Here is a 21,943-nt window from a genome sequence, read left to right as displayed (position 1 = left end):
AAAAAATGTCTTAGAAGACACCTTTTTGTGTAATTATGTAATTAAGTGGTACATCAAGCAAGTGAGGATGAGTATTTTCTACTTCCTGAAAATCAAATGCCAGGCCAATCGTTATAGCATTGGTCTTTTTTAAACAGCGATCATAGAAGCCACGGCCATAGCCAATACGATTATGATTTGCATCAAACATAAGTAATGGTACTACAATCACATCTAAACCCTTAACATCCATATGTTCATTAGTAGAAGGTTCCAATATATGAAAAGCCCCCTCTTTTAAATCATCCATACTATATATTCTCTGGAAATCCAGTTCTTCTCCTACACATTTTGGTACATAGATTTCCTTTCCTAACATATATTTCTCAATCAAATGAAGTGTATCCACTTCATGGCGATATGACATATAAAAGCCAATTCTTTTCGCATTCTTAAATGCAGGCATTTCTTCTAGATAAGAGGCAATTCTTTTTGAATAAGAAAGAAACGTCTCTTCTTCTAAATCGAGACGTTTCTTAATCATCTGTTTTCTATCCAATAGCATCTTCTGACATATCAAGCTTAATAAGCTGATTTAATTCAACAGCATATTCCATAGGTAATTCTCTGCTGAATGGTTCAATGAAGCCCATGACAATCATTTCTGTTGCCTGTGCTTTAGTGAGACCTCTGCTCATTAAATAGAAGAGCTGATCTTCTGATACTTTAGATACAGTGGCTTCATGTTCAATAATAGAATCATTATTAGCCATGATATTTGTAGGTACTGTATCACTTGTAGAAATCTTATCTAGAATTAATGTATCACATTCTACCTTGCTCTTACAGTCATAAGCATTCTTGTTATGACGGACAAGTCCTCTATAGTTTGTCTTACCACCATTTCTGGCAATAGATTTAGAAATGATCTGACTTGATGTATGAGGTGCTGCATGAATCATCTTAGCCCCAGAATCAATGATCTGACCTTTATCCCCTACTGCAATAGTAATAACTGTGCCCTTGGCTCTTTCTCCTGCAAGAACGCAACAAGGGTATTTCATAGTAACAAGTGAACCGATATTACCATCCACCCATTCCATTGATCCACCTTCCATAACTTTAGCACGCTGTGTTACTAGGTTATAGATATTCTTAGACCAGTTCTGGATTGTTGTATAACGACAATGTGCATTCTTGCCGACAATAATTTCTACAACACCAGCATGAAGTGAATCTTTAGAATATGAAGGTGCTGTACATCCTTCTACATAATGGATATCGGATCCTTCATCTACAATAATTAAAGTTCTTTCAAACTGTGCCATACGTTCAGAATTGATTCTAAAATATGACTGTAATGGCTTATCTAATTTAGTATGAGGTGGTACATAAATAAATGATCCTCCTGACCAGACAGCCCCATTTAATGCAGAGAACTTGTTATCATAATATGGAATAACAGTATCAAAATACTTCTTGAAGATTTCTGGATACTGTTTTAATCCAGAATCAATATCCAAGAAAATAACACCCTTCTCTTTGACTTCTTCAAGCATATTATGATAAACAACTTCAGATTCATATTGAGCACTTGCCCCTGCTAAGAACTTCTGTTCTGCTTCAGGAATACCTAAACGATCAAATGTATTCTTGATTGTTTCTGGTACTTCTTCCCATTTATCTGTTTTAGTGTCTGATGGGCGATTATAATATGTATAATCGTCAAAATCCATCTTAGATAAATCAACACCCCACTTAGGCATCGGCATCTTTAAGAACTGTTTTAATGACTTGATACGATATTCAGTCATCCATTCTGGTTCTTCTTTAATGGCTGATATTTCTCTAACGATATCTTCATTTAACCCTTTAGGTGTCTTGAAGACAGATACATCCTCATCAGGATGATCTTCTATCACTTCAGCTTGTGGAATATTAAGATTCTCAATAGCCATCTCTATTCCTCGCTTCCTTCTAATAATTTTAAGAATCCAGTCCAGCCTAGAGTCGCACACTTAATACGATTGGCCTGCTTATGCGTATTCTTAAACGCAATTGCTTCTTCAAGAAGTTCTGGATCATATTCTTTTTCATAAATCATATGCATATAGTTATCCACAATATGCGCTGCTTCTTCTTTTGTCTTCCCTTTAACTAGTTCAGTCATGATAGAAGTAGAGGCTGTACAGATGGCACATGCTTCACCATCAAAACGCACATCTTCCACTACATCACCATTAAACTTAGCCTGGACATCAATATCATCAATACATGTACTTGAATCCATATTGACTTTCTGATATGAATCATCATCTACAAGTCCATGGTTTCTAGGATTCTGATAGTGGTCCATAATAATTTCTCTCATGATCATTGGATCATCCAAAGAATGCATCAAGGAAATCATCTCCTTTCTTACATGCTTCAATAAACTGATCAATTTCTTCTTCAGTGTTATAGAAATAGAAAGAGACACGACAAGTTGTTCTTACTTTTAAGAACTCGTCTAAAATCTTTGCGCAATGTTCACCCGCTCTAACCGCAATACCATAAGTATTAAATAAGCTGGCTGCATCCTGCGCAAATACATCTTTAATATTAAAGGCAATAGCACCTTCTGAGTTTGGATTATATACAGTGACATTATCCAACTGAGACATCTTCTCAATCGCATAATGACGTAATTCTAATTCTCTTTGACGAATATTGTCCATACCGATGCTCTGTAAATATTTAACAGCTGCACCTAAGCCAATCACACCTTCAATATGAGGTGTACCTGCTTCAAATTTATATGGTGGTTCCTTTAGTGTGACAAGTCCACAGCTGTTATAGCGTGAATTAGATCCTCCGCCAAAACGTGTCGGCTTTGTTTCTTCTAATAACTCATATTTACCATAAAGAACACCAACACCTGTAGGACCACACATCTTATGACCTGAGAAAGCTAAGAAGTCCACATCATCACGTACAACATCTGTGACGATATGTGGTACACTCTGTGCCCCATCTGCCACTACAATAATACCCTTAGAATGAGCATATTCTGTGATTTCCTTGATAGGTACTTCATAACCTAATACATTTGTCACAATCGCAAGTGAAATAATCTTTGTATTCTCTGTTACAGCCTTCTTGACATTTTCTAATGTCATACGACCTTCTTCATCGAGTTCAATATATTTCACAACAGCGCCTGTTTCCTCCGCCACATCAAACCAAGGTAATGTATTAGAGGCATGTTCTGCCACATTCAAAAGGATTTCATCACCTGCTTTTAAATGTGTTTTGGCATAACCATTTGCAATTAAGTTAAGTGAATCCGTTGCACCACTTGTAAATACAACTTCCTCTTTTCTTTTAGCATGAATAAAATGCTGAACCACTTCTCTCGCTTCTTCATAAGCAACATCCACCTGATGAGATAAATCATAATCTCCACGATGGGCATTTCCTGAATAGCTGGATAAATATTCACATACTGCATCAATCACACATTGAGGCTTTAATGTAGTCGCACCATTATCAAAATAAATCAGTGGCTTGCCATGCATTAATGTCTTTCCATCCAACATCGGAAAGTCTTTTCTTGTATCCTTACAATTTACCATAACTAAGCACCTACCTTTGATAACGCCAATTCAAAACGTTCCTTAATCATCTGATTATCTACAACTTCGACTACTGGCATTAAATAACCATATGTAATCAACTGCATAGCCTGACGTTTAGTCAAGCCACGTGACTGTAAATAATAAAGATGTTCTTCATCCATCTTCCCTACACCAGCTGCATGAGAAGCCTGGACATCATATTCATCAATATATAAGAATGGATTTGCACTTGCATAACATTTTGGATCAAAGACAATGATCTTATTTGTCTGATGTGAGGCTGAACCATTCTGTCCATTTGTAATTGTACCAATACCATCAATCACAAGATGTGCTTCATCTTTCGCAACACCATAGTTATCCATGATACCAGTAGTATGGGGTGCATTATGTTTTATATGCACCTTATAATGTTTCTTTTCTTTATTCTTTGATAAAGCCGCCATTCTTAATCTGACATCTGCCCCTTCACCATCTAATTCAAATGTATAAGAGGCTTCAATAGAAGCATCAGATAATTCAGAATAGCCAAGCTGAAGCATACTATCATGAAAAGAATGCCCTTCATCGAGATAAGTATTTTTTCCTGTTCCTTCATTTTCATTAAAGAAATTAACATGTGAATAAGCACCGTTAGTAAATGTACGATTTAATACACCGTTTTCTTCAACATGTCTTGTTTCAATCACTTCTGCATGAACATTGTCTTCAAATACATAATGTAGTGACATTTCATTCTTTACATCTACCACTACATGAAGCTGAATGGGTTCTCCATACTTGAATGTGATTGTTGTATCAGTGACAACAACTTCTTTAGGAAGATTCTCTTCTGTTACCTTCCCATCCACAAAATGAATATAGTGTTCAAAACTATACATTGCTTGTCACCTTATGACCACATGCCCCGATAGAAACAACGTCTTCGTCTTCTTTTTGGAGTTCAATGCCTAATTCTTTCTTTACCCATTCATATCCTTCATTGTTGATCTTTTCAATTAGTTCAAAGCCTCCTTCTACTACAATGTTTCCATCTACTAATACATGTACATGTGTAGGCTTTACTAATTCATATAATCTTTCATAGTGAGAAACCATAACTAGACCAAAGTCTTCCTTTTTTGTTTCTCTCATTTCATTGATGTTATCAGCGACGATACGTAACGCATCAACATCGAGACCTGAATCAATTTCATCTAATAATGCAAATTTAGGTTCTAGCAATTTCATCTGAAGAATCTCATTACGTTTCTTTTCTCCACCTGAGAACCCTTCATTTAAATAACGATGTGCTAAATTACCATCCATTTCTAAGTCTTCTGTGGCATGATCCATGGCCTTAATGAACTGATATAAACTTAATGGTTTTTCTCTTCTTGCATTCATTGCAGAACGTAGGAAATCAGAGTTTGTGACACCTGGAATTTCCTGTGGATACTGCATTCCTAAAAATAATCCTTTACGGCTTCTTTCATCTACACTCATAGAAAGAACATCTTCACCATCTAATGTGATTGTTCCCTGAGTTACTTTATATTTAGGATGACCCATGATTGTACCTAATAATGTTGACTTCCCATTACCATTAGGACCCATCAATGCATGTGTTTCTCCTGTATTAATTGTTAGATTAATTCCCTTCAAAATCTCCTTGTCACCAATAGCTACATGAAGATCCTTTATACTCAAAACTGACATCTTTTTTTCACCTCGAGAATCATTATAAAAGATTAAACGTTCAACCTCAAATAATATGATAAAGAATTATGTCTTTTTATGTGAAACATGGGTAATTATTTGAAAAAAATCACCTACCATGTATAATATATATGTTGCGCAAGGAGGGTACGTATGAAAGCCAAAAAAATAGCGGCGCTATGTTTAGCGAGTGTTTTATTACTAAGTGGCTGTGGTGGTAAAACTGTAGATGGAAAGAGCGTAGTTGCTTCAACTAGTGAAGGTAATGTTTATGCAGATGATGTTTATGATACATTAATTTCCACTAGTTCAGGTAAGTCAGCAGCATTCCAGTATGTTCTTGATCAGTTGATCAATAAACAATATCCTATTACAAGTGATATGAAAGATAATGCAAGTGATATGCTTGATAGTATTAAGAATTCTTATAAAAGCAAATATGGTGAAGATTCTTATGAAAAACAGTTTAAGAGCGATTTAAAGAGTGCTGGTTATACAAGTGAAAGTGAATATAAGAAGAAACTTATTTATTCTTTACAGTATGCAGAATTAGTCAAACACTATGTAAAAACACATTATGATACTGTATTTGAAGATTATTATAAGGTTGCCACACCTCGTATGATCTCTATGATTAAGATTTCTGTTTCTGATCCTTCTAATCCTACTGATTCTGAAAAAGAAAAGTTAAAAGAAGTACAGGAGTTATTAAAGGATGGTAAGAGCTTTGGTGATGTTGCCAAGGATTATTCAGATGATTCTACTACTAAGAGTGCAAAAGGGTCTTTAGGTGTTGTAGATACAACAAGTAACTTAACAAATACTTATGGTAGTACAATTAATGAAGCAGCTTTCTCTTTAACTGAAGGACAGACTTCTGATGTATTAACTGGAAATGATGGTTATTATATCTTAAAGTGTACTTCTACTAGTAAAGAAAAGATTAAGAAGAAATTAAAGAATGTGACTATCCAGTCTCCATTACTTACTTATGATGATCAAATCATTTATCTTGCATTCAAGACTTATGATATTGAATATAAAGATGCAAAGATTAAAAAAGCAGTCAATGAAGCAATTAAAGAAGGCTTAAAGTCTAGAGCTGCAGAAAGGAAGTAATGAGAATGGCAGAATACAAACAAATCCATAAAGTAGAAGTTGAAAAGAAACCTTTTAAACTTACTAAGAAAATGATTGCATTACTTGTCATTGCGATTGTCCTTGTTGTAGGAGTGATTACAGCTTATATTGTGACTGCTGATAAAGATGGTTATACAAGTTCTGTAAAGGATGGTTCAACAGAAGTAATCAGTGGTGATGTAAGTGTGACTAAAAAAGGTTTATATGAATACTTATTAGACAACTATGGTGCCAATGAAGTATTAAATGAAGCTTACAATAAGATTACTGCAAAAGAGATTACTGATAAAGATGCAATTAATGCAAAAGTAAAAGAACTTAAACAGCGTTATGCTGAATATTCTGGTTCTTTTGAAACTTATGCAAAGAATCAGGGATATAGTGATGCAAAGGCTTTTGAGAAGGAAGTCGTTGTGCCAGAAGCAAAATCTGACCTATTAGAAGAAAAATATTTAGATACAAAGTTCAATGATGTATGTAAGAAATATAATGTTTCTTATTTAAAGATTGTTGAATATAGTAAAGAATCTGAAGCATTAAAGGCATTAAAGACAGTGACTAGTGCAGATGCAATGACCGCTTTAATGAATGCGAATACTTCTAGTTCTACCGATTTAGGTTTTGTATGCAGCAAGAGTTCTACTACTACAGTTGATAAGAAGATCATCAAAGCTTTAAGCAAATTTACTTCATTAAAGACTGATAGTGTTTATAAAGAAGCTGTAAAATTAAGCACTGGTAAGTATGCAGTAGTTTATGTATATAACACAGATAAGAGTGCTCAGAAGAATGATATTGTTAAAAACTTATTAAACCTTGGTGATGTGAAAACAGATATTGAAACTTACTATTTAAAGAAATATGAGTTCACTGTCGATGATGAAAAGGTTAAGAAACAGATCAAGAAAATTTCTAGTAAATATGTAGACTAAGAGACGTGAAAACGTCTCTTTTGTGTTAGAATGAATACAGGAGGTTTTATATGATGGATAATTGTATTTTTTGTAAGATTGCCGCTAAGGAAATTCCTGGCAAAGTTGTATATGAAGATGACACATGCATTGCATTCTTGGATTTATCACAGACAACCAATGGACATACACTCGTCATTCCTAAGGAACATTATGATAGTTTTTTAGAAACAGACCCAGAAGTGATGGCACATTGTATGAAAGTGGCTCAGAAGCTTGCAAATAAGATTGTAGAGAATATGCATGCAAAGGGATGTAATATTCTTACTAATGCGAAAGAAGTCGCTGGTCAGACCGTGCATCATTTCCATATTCATATTATTCCAAGATATGAAGAAAATGATCCAATCAAGATCGAATTTACCGATCGTTCAAGTGTTGTAAATCTTGATGATATCTACAACGAAATCATGAAATAGAAAAACAGGGATTTTAAAAAAATCCCTGTTTTTTAGTACACACAATGATATGACATCTCTTTATATTATGATGTGATTAACCTCTCACAAAGTAGCGTGAAACAAATTCCATATTAATTTCTTTGATTTCTCTTTTACCTTCTATATAATCTTCATACATTTCAAAGGGATCTCCAGCCCCAAACAAGCCGCATCCACTGCAGTTCTCACATCCTGCAGAATCATTACAGTCCAATGCTTCTTGTATGATTCTTTTTCTTTCTTCTCTTGTTGTATCTTTTATGAGTACACTCTTCATATCCATCACCCACTCCTAGTATAGAAATAATAGATACAAATAGCAAGCAATATACCTATCTCTTTGATATGTTATAAATATGAAGAAAAGAGATAGCATTTCTACTATCTCTTTCGTATGAATTATTCAGCAGCATCAAAATCTTTAGCAAGTGCTTCTGCTCTTGCACGACGACGTTTAGCATCTACTAGACACTTATCGAATAATGCTTCTGCATTTTCAGGATTGATCTTAACTAACTGAGAGAATCTGTTTTCACTCATTAAGAAGTCTTTGAACTTAGAATAATCAGGAGCCTTAGAATCAATTGTAAGTGGGTTCTTACCTTCTTCAGTTAAACGTGGGTCATATCTTAATAAGTTGAAGTAACCACATTCAACAGCCCATTTTTCCTGTCTTGAAGAATTAATTAATCCACCCTTGATATGATGTTCATTACATGGTGCATAAGCAATAATTAATGATGGTCCATCATAAGATTCAGCTTCCTTCATAGCCTTAATAGCCTGCATTGGGTTAGCACCTAAAGCAATCTGTGCAACATATACATGACCATAAGCCATAGCAATCTGAGCTAAGTCTTTCTTGGCAACCTTCTTACCACTTGCAGTGAACTTTGCAATAGAAGCAGCCTGTGATGATTTAGAAGACTGTCCACCAGTGTTAGAATATACTTCTGTATCAAGAACTAATACATTGACATTCTGATCATTAGCAAGAACGTGGTCTAATCCTCCGTAGCCGATATCATAAGCCCATCCGTCACCACCGATGATCCACTGAGACTTAGTCACTAATTCACCCTTCATATCAAGTAATTCCTTGATAGGTTCATTAGCTGAAGCTTCAACTTTTTCTACTAATTCGTTATAAAGAGCCTTTTCTTCTACTCTCTGACCCTTAACAGCTTCATATTTTTCAAGAATTTCTTTTAATTCTGGTTCTACATCATTCTTATTTGCTTCAATGATTTCTAAGATATGTTTAGACATGTAGTTTTCTGCAAGTTTCATACCGAAACCAAATTCAGCATTATCTTCGAATAATGAGTTAGCCCAAGCCATACCATGACCATTCTTATCAGTAGTACATGGAGTAGATGGAGTTGAACCAGTATAGATTGATGAACATCCAGTAGCGTTCGCAATTCTCATATCAGAACCGAATAACTGAGAAGCTAAACGATAATATGGAGTTTCACCACAACCAGCGCAGGCACCAGAAGCTTCAAAGTAAGGCTTCATGAATCCAACACCCTTCACTGTAGTTGTAGGATACTTGTCATCTCTATATTCTACATTGTTGTATACATATTCAGATAAAGCAGAATGTTCTAATTCTTCCTTAACTGGAACCATTGTAAGTGCCTTTTCACCACGTTTACCTGGACATATGGCTGCACATAATCCACAACCTACGCAGTTATCAGGAGAAACCTGGATACGGAATGATAATCCTTCAACACCCTTACCAATTGGTTTTAATACATCATTCGTAATATCTTCTGGTGCATTCTTGATTTCTTCTTCAGTCATTAAGAATGGACGGATTGTTGCATGAGGACATACCATTGCACACTGGTTACACTGGATACAGTTGTCTTTTTCCCACTTAGGAACCTGAATAGCAATTGCACGTTTTTCTTTAATTGCAACACCATTCTGCATAGTACCATCAAGCTTATCTAAGAATGCTGAAGTTGGAAGGTCATAACCTTCAAGAGCATTGATAGGAGCTACGAAGTTATCAAAGTAATCATCACCAGTTGGTTTTCTTAATGGTAATACAGTTAAGTTAGACCATTCTGGATCTACAGTTACTTCTTCAATTGCATCTTTACCAGCATCGATAGCCTTATAGTTAGCCTGAACGATATTTTCACCCTTATTGCTATAAGACTTCTTAGCCATTTCTTTCATCTTAGTAACAGCTTCATCGATTGGAAGAATCTGTTCATTTAATGCGAAGAATGCTGACTGTAGGATAGTATTTGTACGTCTACCCATACCGATTTCACCAGCAATCTTGTTGGCATTAATAATATAGAACTTAGCATGTTTATCTGCTAACTGTTTCTTTACTCTATTTGGAAGATAATCAGCGATTTCTTCTTTAGTAAATTCAGTATTTAATAAGAAACGTCCACCATCTTTTAAGTTCTTCAACATATCATACTTTAAGCAGTAGTTGTCTAATGAACAAGAGATGAAGTCTGCTCTATTTACATAGTAAGTTGCTCTAATTGGCTTATTACCAAATCTTAAGTTAGAACGAGTAGCTCCACCAGCCTTCTTAGAGTCATATGCGAAATAAGCCTGGCAGTATAAATCAGTATTATCACCAATAATCTTGATAGAAGACTTATTTGCAGATACAGTACCATCAGAACCTAAACCATAGAATAAGCACTGAGTAACACCAGAATTGATATGGAATCCATGAACATCAGGTAATGATAAATGAGTTACATCATCCTTGATACCAATTGTGAATCCTGTAAATGGATTATCTGAATTTAAGTGATCATAAACAGCCTTGATATGCTGAGGTGTAGTATCCTTAGAACCCATACCATAACGACCACCAATAACTAATGTATCAGCATCTCTAATGACTGAACATACATCAAGGTATAATGGTTCACCAGTAGCACCCATTTCCTTAGTACGGTCAAGTACAGCAATCTTCTTAGCAGTTGCTGGTAAAACAGCCTTTAAGTATTTTGGAGAGAATGGTCTATAAAGATGTACTTTGATTACACCAACCTTTTCTCCTTCTTTAGCCATTTCATCAATAGTATCTTTAATAGTTTCAGTTACTGAACCCATTGCGATAATAACTCTATCTGCTTCTGGATCACCATAGTATGTAAATGGAGCATATTCTCTACCAGTAATTTCAGAAATCTTCTTCATGTAATCTGCAGCAATTTCTACAACTGCATCATAATGCTTATTCTGAGCTTCTCTGCTCTGGAAATAGATATCATCATTATCTGCACCACCACGTTCTACTGGATTAGTATGTGGGTTAAGTGCGTTTGCTTTAAATTTCTTAATTGCATCATAATCTACTAATGAAGCTAAAGTTTCATAATCAAGAACTTCTACTTTCTGAATTTCGTGAGATGTTCTGAAACCATCAAAGAAATGGATAAATGGTACACCTGCTTTAATTGCAGTTAAGTGTGCAACACCAGCTAAATCCATAACTTCCTGTACAGAATGTGAACAAAGCATAGGAATACCTGTCTGACGGCAGGCATAAACGTCCTGATGATCCCCAAAGATATTTAATGAACTAGTTGCAAGAGCTCTTGCAGCTACATGGAAAACACCTGGAAGCATTTCACCCTGAATTTTATAAAGGTTAGGAATCATTAATAATAGACCCTGAGATGCAGTAAATGTAGTAGCTAAAGCACCACCCTGTAAAGCACCATGTACAGCCCCAGCAGCACCTGCTTCTGACTGCATTTCAACTACGTTTACAGCAGAGCCAAAAATATTTTTTCTTCCCTGCGAAGCCCATTCTTCAGCATGTTCAGCCATTGGTGAAGAAGGGGTAATTGGATAGATACTTGCTACTTCAGAAAATGCATATGCAACATGAGCGGCAGCAGTATTACCATCCATAGATAAATACTTCTTAGACATAATCTTTCAATCCTCCTTATCTACCATTATACGCTGATATGCAATAAAATACTATAATTAATTATTATCATGTATTTTATCTCTAAAGTGAAAAGTTAAATTCCACTTTAGGCGGTCAAAGTTGCGTTTAGTCTTTCACTTCTTTTCAGTTATTTTTTCTCCTTTAGGTCTATAATTACTGTGATGTCTGTTTCTCTATTTCATGAAAGGTTGATTATCATGGCTAAATCAAATAATAATCTGCATCTTGCCCTTGCAGAAAGAGAAATGATTCTACTAAGGCTTCTATCACTGCTACTCTTGGAAAAGATAAATCAACTATAGGTAAAAAAATAAAGGCACATAGAAAACATTCACAGGTTTGCAGTTTTGATCCTGCGTGTGCCAACAAGGACAGATGCAGAAGGACTGGAAAAAGATAATACAGAATATTAAGTCGAGGCAGTTAACATATCAATATACATTATTATTCAAACAGATTTGTTGCATAATGTAATCAAGAAGGAGGAAAGAAAAGTAGAGAAGAAAACAAAAACTGATGCAGATATTATAGAAAAACTTGATAGTGTTGATTCTAAAATGGGATATTTAAAAAACTTATCAGAGAAGATATCGAAAACACAAAAAAGATCAGAGCATATAACCCTGGTCTCAGACTATTGACAAACTAAAACTAAAATTCAAACTATTACCACTCTTTTCATTGACACTCTAGAGCTGACTATACTATTATTTTTCAGTCAAATGGGGAGGAGTTATATAGATGAAAACAAAAATGTCTTTAAAAGAATGGCTTCCGTTAATCGGTATGACTATTTCAGCTTTTTTAGTAAATACATCTGAATTCATGCCAATAGGTTTGTTGACAGATATTTCCAATAATTTCAACATGACAGCAGCACAAGCTGGTGTCATGATCACAGCTTACTCATGGACTGTGACAATATTGTCTCTGCCACTTATGTTATTTGCATGTAAAATAAAACCAAAGAAACTTTTATTAGGCACACTTACTGTATTTTCCACATGCCAGGTGCTTTCTGTTATTTCCATTGGTTTTCCATTTCTAGTCGTATCACGTATTGGTGTTGCCTGTGCACATTCTATTTTCTGGGCTATTGCTTCACCACTTGCAGTCCGTGTCGTATCTAAAGAACATCAATCAAAAGCACTCAGTGCTATTATTACCGGAACTGCTATCGCAATGGTTCTTGGAATGCCACTTGGTAGAATGATTGGACTTAAGATTGGATGGAGAATGACTTTCTTATGTGTGGCAGTCATTTCATTCCTAGTCCTTGTCTATCTTGCATTCGTATTCCCAAAGATAGAAAATACAGAATCATTTTCTATCAATCAGCTTCCAGAACTTTTCAAGAATTCAAGACTAATGATTACTTATATCATTACATTCCTTTTTGCAACTGGATACTATACAACTTATAGTTATATTGAACCATTTTTACAGAGAGTTGCTGGATTTCCAAGCCACCTAGTGACTATCACATTAATGTTATTTGGTGTTGCTGGACTTTCAGGAAGTTATCTCTTTTCTCGATATTATGATGATCATCGTTTTGCATTTGTACAAACAGTTCTATTTGGTTTTGCAGGTGCTCTAGGCCTTCTATATCCTGCTTCAATCAATATGTATATGATCATATTAGTATGTGCTATCTGGGGTATAGCCGCAATGGCTTTTCAAACAAGCTTTCAGGCTGAAATCATTGGATGTGTTTCTACAGCCGCTTCATCTGTTGCCATGGCAATTTTCTCAGCTATCTTCAATCTAGGGATTGGAAGTGGTACCTGGCTAGGTGGAGTCGTTTATACAAACACTTCTTTAAACTTCATCGGTTTTGTAGGCGCAATGATTGTACTTGTTGCTGCATTCATTAGTTTTATAAAATTCCGCAGCAAATAGGATATCCTTAGGGGGTATCCTTTTTTAGTATAATTAATTATCATCCTGTATTTTTACTATTAATACCCGAATTGCAAGCAGAAACTGGAAATAAGAAGATAAATTAGATTTTATAGAAAATGGTATTATCAGTTACATTAAGTTTAGCTAGTTCGTTAAGAAATAGTTCTTCAGAAGAAAGGTATCCAAGTATCTTTCTTTTCTTCTGGTTTATTTTATTGTTTATATCAATAGTTGTCTCCTTATCAATTGTATTAATATCAGTTCCTTTCGTAATAAAATATCTTATAAGTCCATTGCAGTTCTCATTTGAGGCTCTGTCACATGAATGATAGGGTCTACCGAAATAGACAGTGGTTCTTTTCTCTTTTGATTTTGGCTTCTGCTCTATATCCTTCCATCTAGAAAACTCACTACCGTTATCAAAGGTGATTGATTTAAAGATATCCTTAAAGCTATCACCATAAAACTTATGAAGCTTGTTTATCTGCATATAGACCTGCTTTGAAGATTTAGCAGAGATGGGAATCATATAATAGAAGCGTGTCTTTCTTTCAATGAGAGTAAGATATGCACCATTCTGTCCGTCTCTAGGTCCAGTAACTAGATCACCTTCCCAGTGTCCGAATTCTTCTCTATTCTTGATATATTCAGGCCTTTCGGTAATGGAAGTGCCTTTCTGTCTTTTTGGAATGTATGACTTCCAGTTCTTTTTTGTCTTTCTTCTGACCATGCGAGGAAGATCAAGAGGCTTGATGGATGTTTTTCCCTGATGTACATAGTTGTAAAAAGTTTTAGTAGACACAGTCACCATATTCTTTATTCTGTCTGGCTGATGAATCCTTAAATAGTTTATGGTCTCATCAATAGAGGATAATCTATTTGATTTAATTTCCTGTTCGACAAGAGAGATGAACTCTTTTGATTCTTCAAATTTAGAGTTATTTGGAATTTTATGAATCTTTGATCTCTTTTCGAATGCAGCCATGGCAGAAAGTTCATAATGAATTTTAAGATGAGTATCTTTGATAGTTATAGTGGCATCCTTAATGACTGAATAGACATTAGAGACGGTAGTGCCTACAGTAGAAGCTAAATCTCTAATGAATTGAGTCTTGCCAATGTTACGCTTACCAGAATGGGAAGCATTGAACTGAATCAAAGAATTGATGATGAATTCATAATGAGAAAAATTAAGGTGTTTATTTTTGGCTTTTTGTGATATATTAATGCTGTTCATAGAAATCTCCTTATAAAGTGTGGTAACTATATAATACGATTTCTATGGACTTTTTTTATACAAAAATTGAGAATAGTGGGCCTGCGACCGCGCGAATTGGGATAAAGGGGCATGCCCCTTTATCCCAATTCCTTAATTCCAGTTTCATTTTACAATTCAGATTTTACTATTAATAACTATTAAATCTTTCTATCAAATGCATTTGATGTTAAAATGGGGATGAAATATACAAAAGGAGCATAAAATGAATACGAAAAATTGTTTTATTGGTCAGTCTGGTGGGCCTACGGTTGCCATCAACGCCTCTCTTGCAGGTATTATTACTCAATGCCAGAAAGAAGGATTTACTCATATCTATGGTATGATTAATGGTATCCAGGGACTATTAGAAGATCACTTCATGGATCTAGGTACAACATTTAATTCTGAGGAAAAAATTGATGCATTAAAGCATTCCCCAGCAATGTATTTAGGAAGCTGTCGTTATAAGCTGCCTACAGTAAGTGATGATAAAGACACTTACGACTTGTTATTTAAAAAATTTAATGATTTAGAAATCACTGATTTCTTCTATATTGGTGGAAATGATTCTATGGACACTGTGGCTAAACTTGCTGCTTATGGTGAAACAATCAATTCCCCTATTCACTTCATTGGGATTCCAAAGACTATCGATAATGATTTGATGGGTACAGATCATACTCCAGGCTTTGGTTCAGCTGCAAAGTATGTTGCAAGCTCTATGTTAGAAATTGCTTATGATTCTTCTATCTATAAGCTAGATGCAATTACTATTGTAGAAATCATGGGACGTAATGCAGGGTGGTTAACTGCTGCAAGTGCACTTGCAAGAACTGAATGTAATGATGCCCCTGATCTCATTTATTTACCGGAAGTCGTATTTGATAAAGAACGTTTCTTGAAGGATATTGAAGAAAAGTTCAAAGAAAAGTCTTCTATCATGATTGCAGTAAGTGAAGGTATTCATGATGAAAACGGAAACTTCTTAGATAGTGGTGATTCACAACAGTATGATGCATTTGGTCATCCAATCCATTTTGGTACTGGTAAGGTATTAGAAAATATCTGTAAAGAACATTTTGGATGTAAAGTAAGAAGTATCGAATTAAATGTACTACAAAGATGTGCAATGCATATTGCCTCTAAAGTAGATATTGATGAATCTTTCTTTATTGGTAAAAAGGCTGTAGAAACAGCACTTGCTGATCATACAAATGTTATGATGGGTGTTAAGAGAACTAACAATGATCCATATACTGTAGAATGTATCTACAGTAATGTACAGGATATTGCGAACCTAGAACAGAAAGTTCCAGCAGAATGGATTACTAAAGAAGGTAATGATATCACTCAAGAACTTTATGATTACTTATATCCATTAATTCAGGGTGAAATCGCTATTACTTATAAGAATGGTATTCCTTCATATATCGATATTGCCCATTTAAAAGAAAATTAAGAACGAATAAAGTCCCTTAGAATAATGGGGCTTTATTTATTTATTTATAGTTTAATTCAGAGTTTAATTTTAGTCCCGAATTGCAAGCAGAAACTGGAAATAAGAAGATAAGTTAGTTTTTATAGAAAATAGTATTACCAGTTACATTAAGTTTAGCTAGTTCGTTAAGAAATAGTTCTTCAGAAGAAAGATATCCAAGTATCTTTCTTTTCTTCTGGTTTATTTTATTGTTTATATCAATAGTTGTCTCCTTATCAATTGTATTAATATCAGTTCCTTTCTTAATGAAATATCTTATAAGTCCATTGCAGTTCTCATTTGAGGCTCTGTCACATGAATGATAGGGTCTACCAAAATAGACAGTGGTTCTTTTCTCTTTTGATTTTGGCTTCTGTTCTATATCCTTCCACCTAGAAAACTCACTACCGTTATCAAAGGTGATTGATTTAAAGATATCCTTAAAGCTATCACCATAGAACTTATGAAGCTTGTTTATCTGCATATAGACCTGCTTTGAAGATTTGGCAGAGATAGGAATCATATAATAGAAGCGTGTCTTTCTTTCAATCAGAGTAAGATATGCACCATTCTGTCCATCTCTAGGTCCAGTAACTAGATCACCTTCCCAGTGTCCGAATTCTTCTCTGTCCTTGATATATTCAGGCCTTTCGGTAATGGAAGTGCCTTTCTGTCTTTTTGGAATGTATGACTTCCAGTTCTTCTTTGTCTTTCTTCTGACCATGCGTGGAAGATCAATAGGTTTGATGGATGTTCTTCCCTGGTGGACATAGCTGTAAAATGTTTTAGTAGACACAGTCACCATATTCTTTATAATATCTGGCTGATGAAGCTTTAAATAGTTTATGGTCTCATCAATAGAGGATAATCTATTTGATTTTACTTCCTGTTCGACAAGAGAGATGAACTCTTTTGATTTTTCAAATTTAGAGTTATTTGGAATCTTATGATTCTTGGATCTCTTTTCAAATGCAGCCATGGCAGAAAGTTCATAATGAACCTTGAGATTGTAATCTCTAACAGAGATAGTGGCATCCTTGATGATAGAATATATATTAGAGACAGTAGTACCTACAGTAGAAGCTAACTCTTTAATGAATTGAGTCTTACCAATGTTACGCTTACCAGGATGGGAAGCATTGAACTGAATCAAAGAATTGATGATGAATTCATAATGAGAAAAATTAAGGTGTTTATTTTTTGCTTTTTGTGATATATTAATGCTGTTCATAGAAATCTCCTTATAAAGTGTGGTAACTATATAATACGATTTCTATGGACTTTTTTTATACAAAAATTGAAAATAGGGGCCTGCGGCCGCGCGAATTGGGATAAAGGGGCATGCCCCTTTATCCCAATTCCTTAATTCCAGTTTCATTTTACAATTGAGGGTTTAATTTTAGTTTAATTTTATTTATTTTTTTGTTGACGAGTGTATTTATACATGGTATTATAGGTGAGCAGTCACGAAATGGGCCTGTAGCTCAGTTGGTTAGAGCGCACCCCTGATAAGGGTGAGGTCGATGGTTCAAATCCATTCAGGCCCACCATTTCTAAAACTGTTAAACATGGGCCTGTAGCTCAGTTGGTTAGAGCGCACCCCTGATAAGGGTGAGGTCGATGGTTCAAATCCATTCAGGCCCACCATGTTTATTTAAAACCTTTGGGGCCTTAGCTCAGCTGGGAGAGCGCCTGCTTTGCACGCAGGAGGTCAGGAGTTCGATCCTCCTAGGCTCCACCATTTATAAAAATCAACAGACACGTTTGTGTCTGTTTTTTTACCTATTATTAAAGGACAGCCGAGAGGCTGTCCTTTTCGTGTTAGAATACGTATTCTTTTAATCTTTGCATAGCTTCCTGTAATAATGCATGTGGTAATGCAATGTTGAGTCTTATACCCCATGGATCATGGAACTGAACACCACTTTGCCAGTCTACACCTACATCCCATCCTTTTTGAATAAGTTCATCAATAGTCAGATGATTCTTTAGACAGTAGTCTTCACAATGTAGGAACACCATATAAGTCCCCTGCGTTTGAGATACTTCAATACCTTCTACATAATTTTTAATAAAGTTATAGGTATATTTCATATTCTGTTCAAGTACCTGATTTAATTCATTCACCCATTCAATAGATTCTTCACGATAGGCACCTATTAAAGCATGCATGGATAAAACGTTCATACTATTGTAATGTGTTGCAGTGGCTACTTTGTTGAGCTGTTCTCTTAAATAGTCATCACAAATAATATGATAGCTGCCAATAAGTCCTGCTAAGTTAAATGTCTTACTTGGTGCATAAATAGAGATTGTGCGTCTTTTAGCATCTTCACTAATACTATAAGTAGGAATATGCTTATACCCCGTAAATACAATGTCTGACCATATTTCATCTGATACGACAATGACATCATTTTCTTTGAAAACATTCATTGCCTGTTCAAGTTCTTCTTTTTCCCACACACGTCCACATGGATTATGAGGAGAACAGAGAACTGCTAAGCGAATGTTATTGTCTTTGATACGCTTGTCCATGTCTTGATAATCCATGCGCCACATGCCCTCTTCATCCTTTACAAGAGGACTTAATTCAGCCACTCGGTCTGTATCATTTAATACAGTGGAAAATCCTACATAAGTAGGACTATGGAAGAGAATCTTGTCTCCCGGCTTTGTAAAGGCATGAATGGCACTTGCTAGACATCCTAAAACACCATTCTCGTAACCAATATACTCTTTCTTTAAATCATGAATATTGTTTCTTGTCTTCTGCCAATACATGATGGCTTCATAATAATCATCAGATGGATAGAAATAACCAAATAGCGGATGTGCGATACGTTTATTGAGAGCATCCATTACACTTGGTGCTGTCGCAAAATTCATATCAGCCACCCACATTGGAATAATACTAAAACCTTCTTTAGGGAAAGTAGGTTTCTTGACATGACCTTTTTGAGATCCTACTGCATCCAAGGCCATGGCATCTTTTCCTTTTCTATCAATGATTGTTGTAAAATCGTACTTCATAAATAAATCCTTTCGTTTGTCATAGGCGGTAACCCACTGCCAATAGGTGGTGGGAGGAGCCTCGTAAATCGTATCTATTATCCCTGACTTTCAATATATTTTTGTATAGTTGCTGATGACACTTCTCCAATGCTACAAGCAAAATAACCATCTGACCAAAATATTTTTCCTTCCAATACTGTTTTGATAAGACCGAACTATACTTTTGCCATAAGTGGTATGTTGTTTCCTGCTTTACAATTCAAACTCTATCTGCTGTATCGTAACTTAATAAGAAATGTATATGGTCTTTGTCAGTTTTTATCGCAATAATTTCGTAGCGTGAGTATTAGTTATATCGAGAATCTCTTGTTTAACATCATCAGCAATAGAGCCTTTTAGTAGTTGTTTACGGTATTTGGTTACTAGAACTATATGTACTTTAAGGCTGTATTTTCGTCTGTTATGACGATTGTATCTACTATCCACAGTTCACCTCAAAATATAGATGTTTCTCTATAAATTAGATATAATATATAGTGAAATATCTATGAAAGGAGTACATCTATGGAACAGATGACTATTACAGCTAAAATTCAAATAATCGCAGCTGAAACAGATAAGTTTTTGCTTGATGAAACAATGTCTGTTTATCGTAATGCCTGTAATTATGTTTCAGACTATGTATTCCGCACTCATGACTTAAAGCAGTTTTCACTTAATAAAGCTTTGTATTCTACTTTACGAGAAAAGTTTAACCTTAAATCGCAGATGGCTCAGTCTGTTTTGAAGACTGTTATCGCCAGATATAAGACCATTCTTGAAAATCAGAATGAGTGGATTAAACCATCGTTCAAAAAGCCTCAGTACGACCTGGTTTGGAACAGAGATTATTCCTTAACACAAAATCGTTTTTCAATCAATACGCTTAATGGTCGTGTGAAATTATCTTATTTTGCAGATGGAATGTCTAAGTATTTCGATCATACGATTTATAAGTTTGGTACTGCGAAACTCGTAAATAAACATGGTAAATACTATCTGCATATACCAGTTACTTATGAGGTTGAAGAAAGTAATATTTCTGACATCTGTAACGTTATGGGTATAGACAGAGGTATTAACTTTGTTGTTGCAACTTATGACAGCAAACATAAGTCTGGATTTGTGAGTGGTAAAGCTATTAAACAGAAACGTGCTAACTATTCCAAGCTTCGTAAGGAACTCCAAATGCGACATACGCCATCCTCAAGACGAAGACTAAAAGCTATCGGTCAGCGAGAAAACCGTTGGATGCAGGATATTAACCATCAGGTATCGAAGGCACTCGTTGAAAACAACCCAAAGCACACTCTCTTTGTATTGGAAGATTTATCAGGTATTCGCAATGCTACAGAACGTGTTAAAACAAAAGATCGTTATGTTTCTGTATCATGGTCTTTCTATGACCTTGAGCAGAAACTGATCTACAAAGCAAAACAGAATCAATCTTCTGTTATTAAGGTAGACCCTCGCTATACAAGCCAGTGCTGCCCTTGCTGTGGACATGTTGAAAAGTCTAACCGCAATAAGAAGATACATCTGTTTACTTGCAAAAAATGTGGTTATAAATCTAATGATGACCGCATTGGAGCTATGAATCTGTATCGTATGGGAATAAATTATCTTGCAGATAGCCAAGTACCTAATACAGTTGTAACAGAGTAAACTCTGCTACAAAGGGTGCTGTCAGCCACCCTACGATGTAACGCCACTTTAGATAGCGATATTTATTGGGGTTAAAGGTCGGAGGTGTAAACCGTTATTACGACTGGGCAGTTACAAGCCCATGACCTTTAGGTCGTGGGTAGTTGACGTTGTCTCCTTATTATTATAATAGGATGACTTGAAATGTTACTTAATAGACGGCATTTAGAATAGTATCGAGTGAATAATGTCCTTCTTTATAATCCACTATGATTGCTGTCGCATTATCTGGAAATCTTAAACGTTCATCATGAGGCATAAGTGTTTTAACTAATCCATAAAGTGAACAGCCATGTCCAACAATAAGTACTGTATCATCTTCTTTACTTGATGCAATGATGTCATTAATGGATTCTATATGTTTATTAATCACATCATGGAGATCTTCTCCCTCATATGGTCGATAATCCATTTCGAGCGTATCCATCCAATTAGGTGCATCTATACGCAATTCTTTAACAAATAATGTGTTAATACCTTCTAAGATTCCAAAATTCACTTCTTTTAAACGTTTGTCATAAATAGGTGCAATACTATGACTTTGAAGTATTATCTCTGATGTTTCTACCGCTCTTCCAAGTGGTGATGTATAAGCCTTGTTTATACTATAGTCCTTTAATTGCAGAGACATGTTTTCTACCTGTTTAACGCCTAATTTTGATAAAGGTGAATCACACCATCCCTGTGTTAAATTGATTTCATTAAAGTGTGTTTTACCATGTCTTACAAATATAAACTTCATTGA

18 protein-coding genes, 3 tRNA genes and 1 pseudogene are annotated in these 21,943 nt (G+C 35.2%); 9 read left to right on the top strand and 13 right to left on the bottom strand.

Features of this window, described 5'->3' with window-relative positions:
- Positions 1-10: 10 nt before the first annotated feature.
- Genes NQ499_RS03755 through sufC form a run of 6 tightly spaced genes read right to left on the bottom strand, consistent with a single transcriptional unit; the run spans position 11 to position 5,294 of the window.
- Positions 11-538, bottom strand: coding sequence for a 5-formyltetrahydrofolate cyclo-ligase (locus tag NQ499_RS03755; RefSeq protein WP_050772180.1), 528 nt, complete (start codon positions 536-538; stop codon positions 11-13).
- On the bottom strand, positions 531-1,937 hold the full coding sequence (gene sufB, locus NQ499_RS03750; protein ID WP_006506421.1) for a Fe-S cluster assembly protein SufB: 1,407 nt from the start codon (positions 1,935-1,937) through the stop codon (positions 531-533). Before sufB ends, NQ499_RS03755 begins: the two co-directional genes overlap by 8 nt.
- A gap of 2 nt (positions 1,938-1,939) precedes the next feature.
- Positions 1,940-2,377, bottom strand: coding sequence for a Fe-S cluster assembly sulfur transfer protein SufU (gene sufU / locus NQ499_RS03745; RefSeq protein WP_006506422.1), 438 nt, complete (start codon positions 2,375-2,377; stop codon positions 1,940-1,942).
- Positions 2,361-3,593, bottom strand: a complete 1,233-nt coding sequence (locus NQ499_RS03740; protein ID WP_006506423.1) for an aminotransferase class V-fold PLP-dependent enzyme — start codon at positions 3,591-3,593, stop codon at positions 2,361-2,363. The genes sufU and NQ499_RS03740 overlap by 17 nt, the downstream gene beginning before the upstream one ends.
- Positions 3,594-3,595: 2 nt before the next feature.
- Positions 3,596-4,477 carry a SufB/SufD family protein gene (locus tag NQ499_RS03735; RefSeq protein WP_006506424.1) on the bottom strand — a complete coding sequence of 294 codons (882 nt, stop codon included), beginning with the start codon at positions 4,475-4,477 and terminating at the stop codon, positions 3,596-3,598.
- Positions 4,470-5,294, bottom strand: a complete 825-nt coding sequence (gene sufC / locus NQ499_RS03730) for a Fe-S cluster assembly ATPase SufC (protein ID WP_006506425.1) — start codon at positions 5,292-5,294, stop codon at positions 4,470-4,472. Before sufC ends, NQ499_RS03735 begins: the two co-directional genes overlap by 8 nt.
- A gap of 153 nt (positions 5,295-5,447) precedes the next feature.
- Between sufC and NQ499_RS03725 the strand changes: the two genes are divergently transcribed.
- The 3 genes from NQ499_RS03725 to NQ499_RS03715 are packed head-to-tail and all read left to right on the top strand — an operon-like array spanning position 5,448 to position 7,824.
- Positions 5,448-6,413 carry a peptidylprolyl isomerase gene (locus NQ499_RS03725; protein WP_006506426.1) on the top strand — a complete coding sequence of 322 codons (966 nt, stop codon included), beginning with the start codon at positions 5,448-5,450 and terminating at the stop codon, positions 6,411-6,413.
- Between the two features lie 5 nt (positions 6,414-6,418).
- Positions 6,419-7,366 (top strand): hypothetical protein, encoded by a 948-nt coding sequence (locus tag NQ499_RS03720; RefSeq protein WP_238319888.1) that lies wholly within the window; start codon positions 6,419-6,421, stop codon positions 7,364-7,366.
- 53 nt (positions 7,367-7,419) lie between these two features.
- On the top strand, positions 7,420-7,824 hold the full coding sequence (locus NQ499_RS03715; protein WP_040390079.1) for an HIT family protein: 405 nt from the start codon (positions 7,420-7,422) through the stop codon (positions 7,822-7,824).
- Positions 7,825-7,900: 76 nt separating this feature from the next.
- Here NQ499_RS03715 and NQ499_RS03710 read toward each other — a convergent pair whose 3' ends face one another.
- Positions 7,901-8,128, bottom strand: coding sequence for a hypothetical protein (locus NQ499_RS03710; RefSeq protein ID WP_006506429.1), 228 nt, complete (start codon positions 8,126-8,128; stop codon positions 7,901-7,903).
- Between the two features lie 116 nt (positions 8,129-8,244).
- Entirely contained in the window at positions 8,245-11,778 is a 3,534-nt protein-coding gene (gene nifJ, locus NQ499_RS03705; protein WP_006506430.1) for a pyruvate:ferredoxin (flavodoxin) oxidoreductase, read from the bottom strand.
- 763 nt (positions 11,779-12,541) lie between these two features.
- Here nifJ and NQ499_RS03700 point away from each other — a divergent pair.
- On the top strand, positions 12,542-13,702 hold the full coding sequence (locus tag NQ499_RS03700) for an MFS transporter (protein WP_006506432.1): 1,161 nt from the start codon (positions 12,542-12,544) through the stop codon (positions 13,700-13,702).
- A gap of 103 nt (positions 13,703-13,805) precedes the next feature.
- Here the strand turns inward: NQ499_RS03700 and NQ499_RS03695 are convergent, their stop codons facing one another.
- A complete protein-coding gene (locus tag NQ499_RS03695; RefSeq protein ID WP_259848584.1) occupies positions 13,806-14,942 on the bottom strand; it encodes an IS30 family transposase in 1,137 nt (378 codons plus the stop codon).
- A gap of 244 nt (positions 14,943-15,186) precedes the next feature.
- Between NQ499_RS03695 and NQ499_RS03690 the strand changes: the two genes are divergently transcribed.
- The gene (locus tag NQ499_RS03690; RefSeq protein ID WP_006507152.1) at positions 15,187-16,422 is read left to right on the top strand and encodes a 6-phosphofructokinase; all 1,236 of its coding nucleotides are present in this window, start codon (positions 15,187-15,189) and stop codon (positions 16,420-16,422) included.
- A gap of 112 nt (positions 16,423-16,534) precedes the next feature.
- Here NQ499_RS03690 and NQ499_RS03685 read toward each other — a convergent pair whose 3' ends face one another.
- On the bottom strand, positions 16,535-17,671 hold the full coding sequence (locus NQ499_RS03685; protein WP_215657699.1) for an IS30 family transposase: 1,137 nt from the start codon (positions 17,669-17,671) through the stop codon (positions 16,535-16,537).
- Between the two features lie 242 nt (positions 17,672-17,913).
- On the opposite strand from NQ499_RS03685, the gene NQ499_RS03680 reads away from it, so the two are divergent.
- From NQ499_RS03680 to NQ499_RS03670, 3 genes are all read left to right on the top strand, one after another.
- Positions 17,914-17,990: transfer RNA gene (locus NQ499_RS03680), tRNA-Ile, on the top strand.
- Positions 17,991-18,010: 20 nt separating this feature from the next.
- Positions 18,011-18,087: transfer RNA gene (locus NQ499_RS03675), tRNA-Ile, on the top strand.
- Between the two features lie 18 nt (positions 18,088-18,105).
- A tRNA-Ala gene (locus NQ499_RS03670) sits at positions 18,106-18,181 on the top strand.
- 80 nt (positions 18,182-18,261) lie between these two features.
- On the opposite strand, the gene NQ499_RS03665 is transcribed toward NQ499_RS03670, so the two are convergent.
- Positions 18,262-19,473, bottom strand: coding sequence for a MalY/PatB family protein (locus tag NQ499_RS03665; protein WP_006507171.1), 1,212 nt, complete (start codon positions 19,471-19,473; stop codon positions 18,262-18,264).
- Positions 19,474-19,550: 77 nt separating this feature from the next.
- A pseudogene (gene tnpA, locus NQ499_RS13735) lies at positions 19,551-19,941 on the bottom strand (IS200/IS605 family transposase).
- 78 nt (positions 19,942-20,019) lie between these two features.
- Between tnpA and NQ499_RS03650 the strand changes: the two are divergent.
- Positions 20,020-21,159: a transposase gene (locus tag NQ499_RS03650; protein WP_259848602.1), complete on the top strand. Its 1,140-nt coding sequence runs from the start codon at positions 20,020-20,022 to the stop codon at positions 21,157-21,159.
- 190 nt (positions 21,160-21,349) lie between these two features.
- Here NQ499_RS03650 and NQ499_RS03645 read toward each other — a convergent pair whose 3' ends face one another.
- The gene (locus NQ499_RS03645) at positions 21,350-21,940 is read right to left on the bottom strand and encodes a histidine phosphatase family protein (RefSeq protein ID WP_006504371.1); all 591 of its coding nucleotides are present in this window, start codon (positions 21,938-21,940) and stop codon (positions 21,350-21,352) included.
- Between the last annotated feature and the right edge of the window lie 3 nt (positions 21,941-21,943).

Source organism: Catenibacterium mitsuokai (assembly GCF_025148785.1).
Lineage (GTDB): Bacteria > Bacillota_I > Bacilli_A > Erysipelotrichales > Coprobacillaceae > Catenibacterium > Catenibacterium mitsuoka.
Note: the sequence above shows the minus strand (reverse complement) of the source record. Positions and strands in the feature narration are given on the sequence as shown.

Coding starts and splice junctions, on each gene's coding strand:
- NQ499_RS03715 (WP_040390079.1), top strand. CDS start 7,420: ATGGATAATTGTATTTTTTGTAAGATTGCCGCTAAGGAAATTCCTGGC.
- sufB (WP_006506421.1), bottom strand. CDS start 1,937: ATGGCTATTGAGAATCTTAATATTCCACAAGCTGAAGTGATAGAAGAT.
- NQ499_RS03690 (WP_006507152.1), top strand. CDS start 15,187: ATGAATACGAAAAATTGTTTTATTGGTCAGTCTGGTGGGCCTACGGTT.
- sufC (WP_006506425.1), bottom strand. CDS start 5,294: ATGTCAGTTTTGAGTATAAAGGATCTTCATGTAGCTATTGGTGACAAG.
- NQ499_RS03735 (WP_006506424.1), bottom strand. CDS start 4,477: ATGTATAGTTTTGAACACTATATTCATTTTGTGGATGGGAAGGTAACA.
- NQ499_RS03700 (WP_006506432.1), top strand. CDS start 12,542: ATGAAAACAAAAATGTCTTTAAAAGAATGGCTTCCGTTAATCGGTATG.
- NQ499_RS03720 (WP_238319888.1), top strand. CDS start 6,419: ATGGCAGAATACAAACAAATCCATAAAGTAGAAGTTGAAAAGAAACCT.
- NQ499_RS03710 (WP_006506429.1), bottom strand. CDS start 8,128: ATGGATATGAAGAGTGTACTCATAAAAGATACAACAAGAGAAGAAAGA.
- NQ499_RS03725 (WP_006506426.1), top strand. CDS start 5,448: ATGAAAGCCAAAAAAATAGCGGCGCTATGTTTAGCGAGTGTTTTATTA.
- nifJ (WP_006506430.1), bottom strand. CDS start 11,778: ATGTCTAAGAAGTATTTATCTATGGATGGTAATACTGCTGCCGCTCAT.
- NQ499_RS03695 (WP_259848584.1), bottom strand. CDS start 14,942: ATGAACAGCATTAATATATCACAAAAAGCCAAAAATAAACACCTTAAT.
- NQ499_RS03645 (WP_006504371.1), bottom strand. CDS start 21,940: ATGAAGTTTATATTTGTAAGACATGGTAAAACACACTTTAATGAAATC.
- NQ499_RS03685 (WP_215657699.1), bottom strand. CDS start 17,671: ATGAACAGCATTAATATATCACAAAAAGCAAAAAATAAACACCTTAAT.
- NQ499_RS03740 (WP_006506423.1), bottom strand. CDS start 3,593: ATGGTAAATTGTAAGGATACAAGAAAAGACTTTCCGATGTTGGATGGA.
- sufU (WP_006506422.1), bottom strand. CDS start 2,377: ATGCATTCTTTGGATGATCCAATGATCATGAGAGAAATTATTATGGAC.
- NQ499_RS03650 (WP_259848602.1), top strand. CDS start 20,020: ATGGAACAGATGACTATTACAGCTAAAATTCAAATAATCGCAGCTGAA.
- NQ499_RS03665 (WP_006507171.1), bottom strand. CDS start 19,473: ATGAAGTACGATTTTACAACAATCATTGATAGAAAAGGAAAAGATGCC.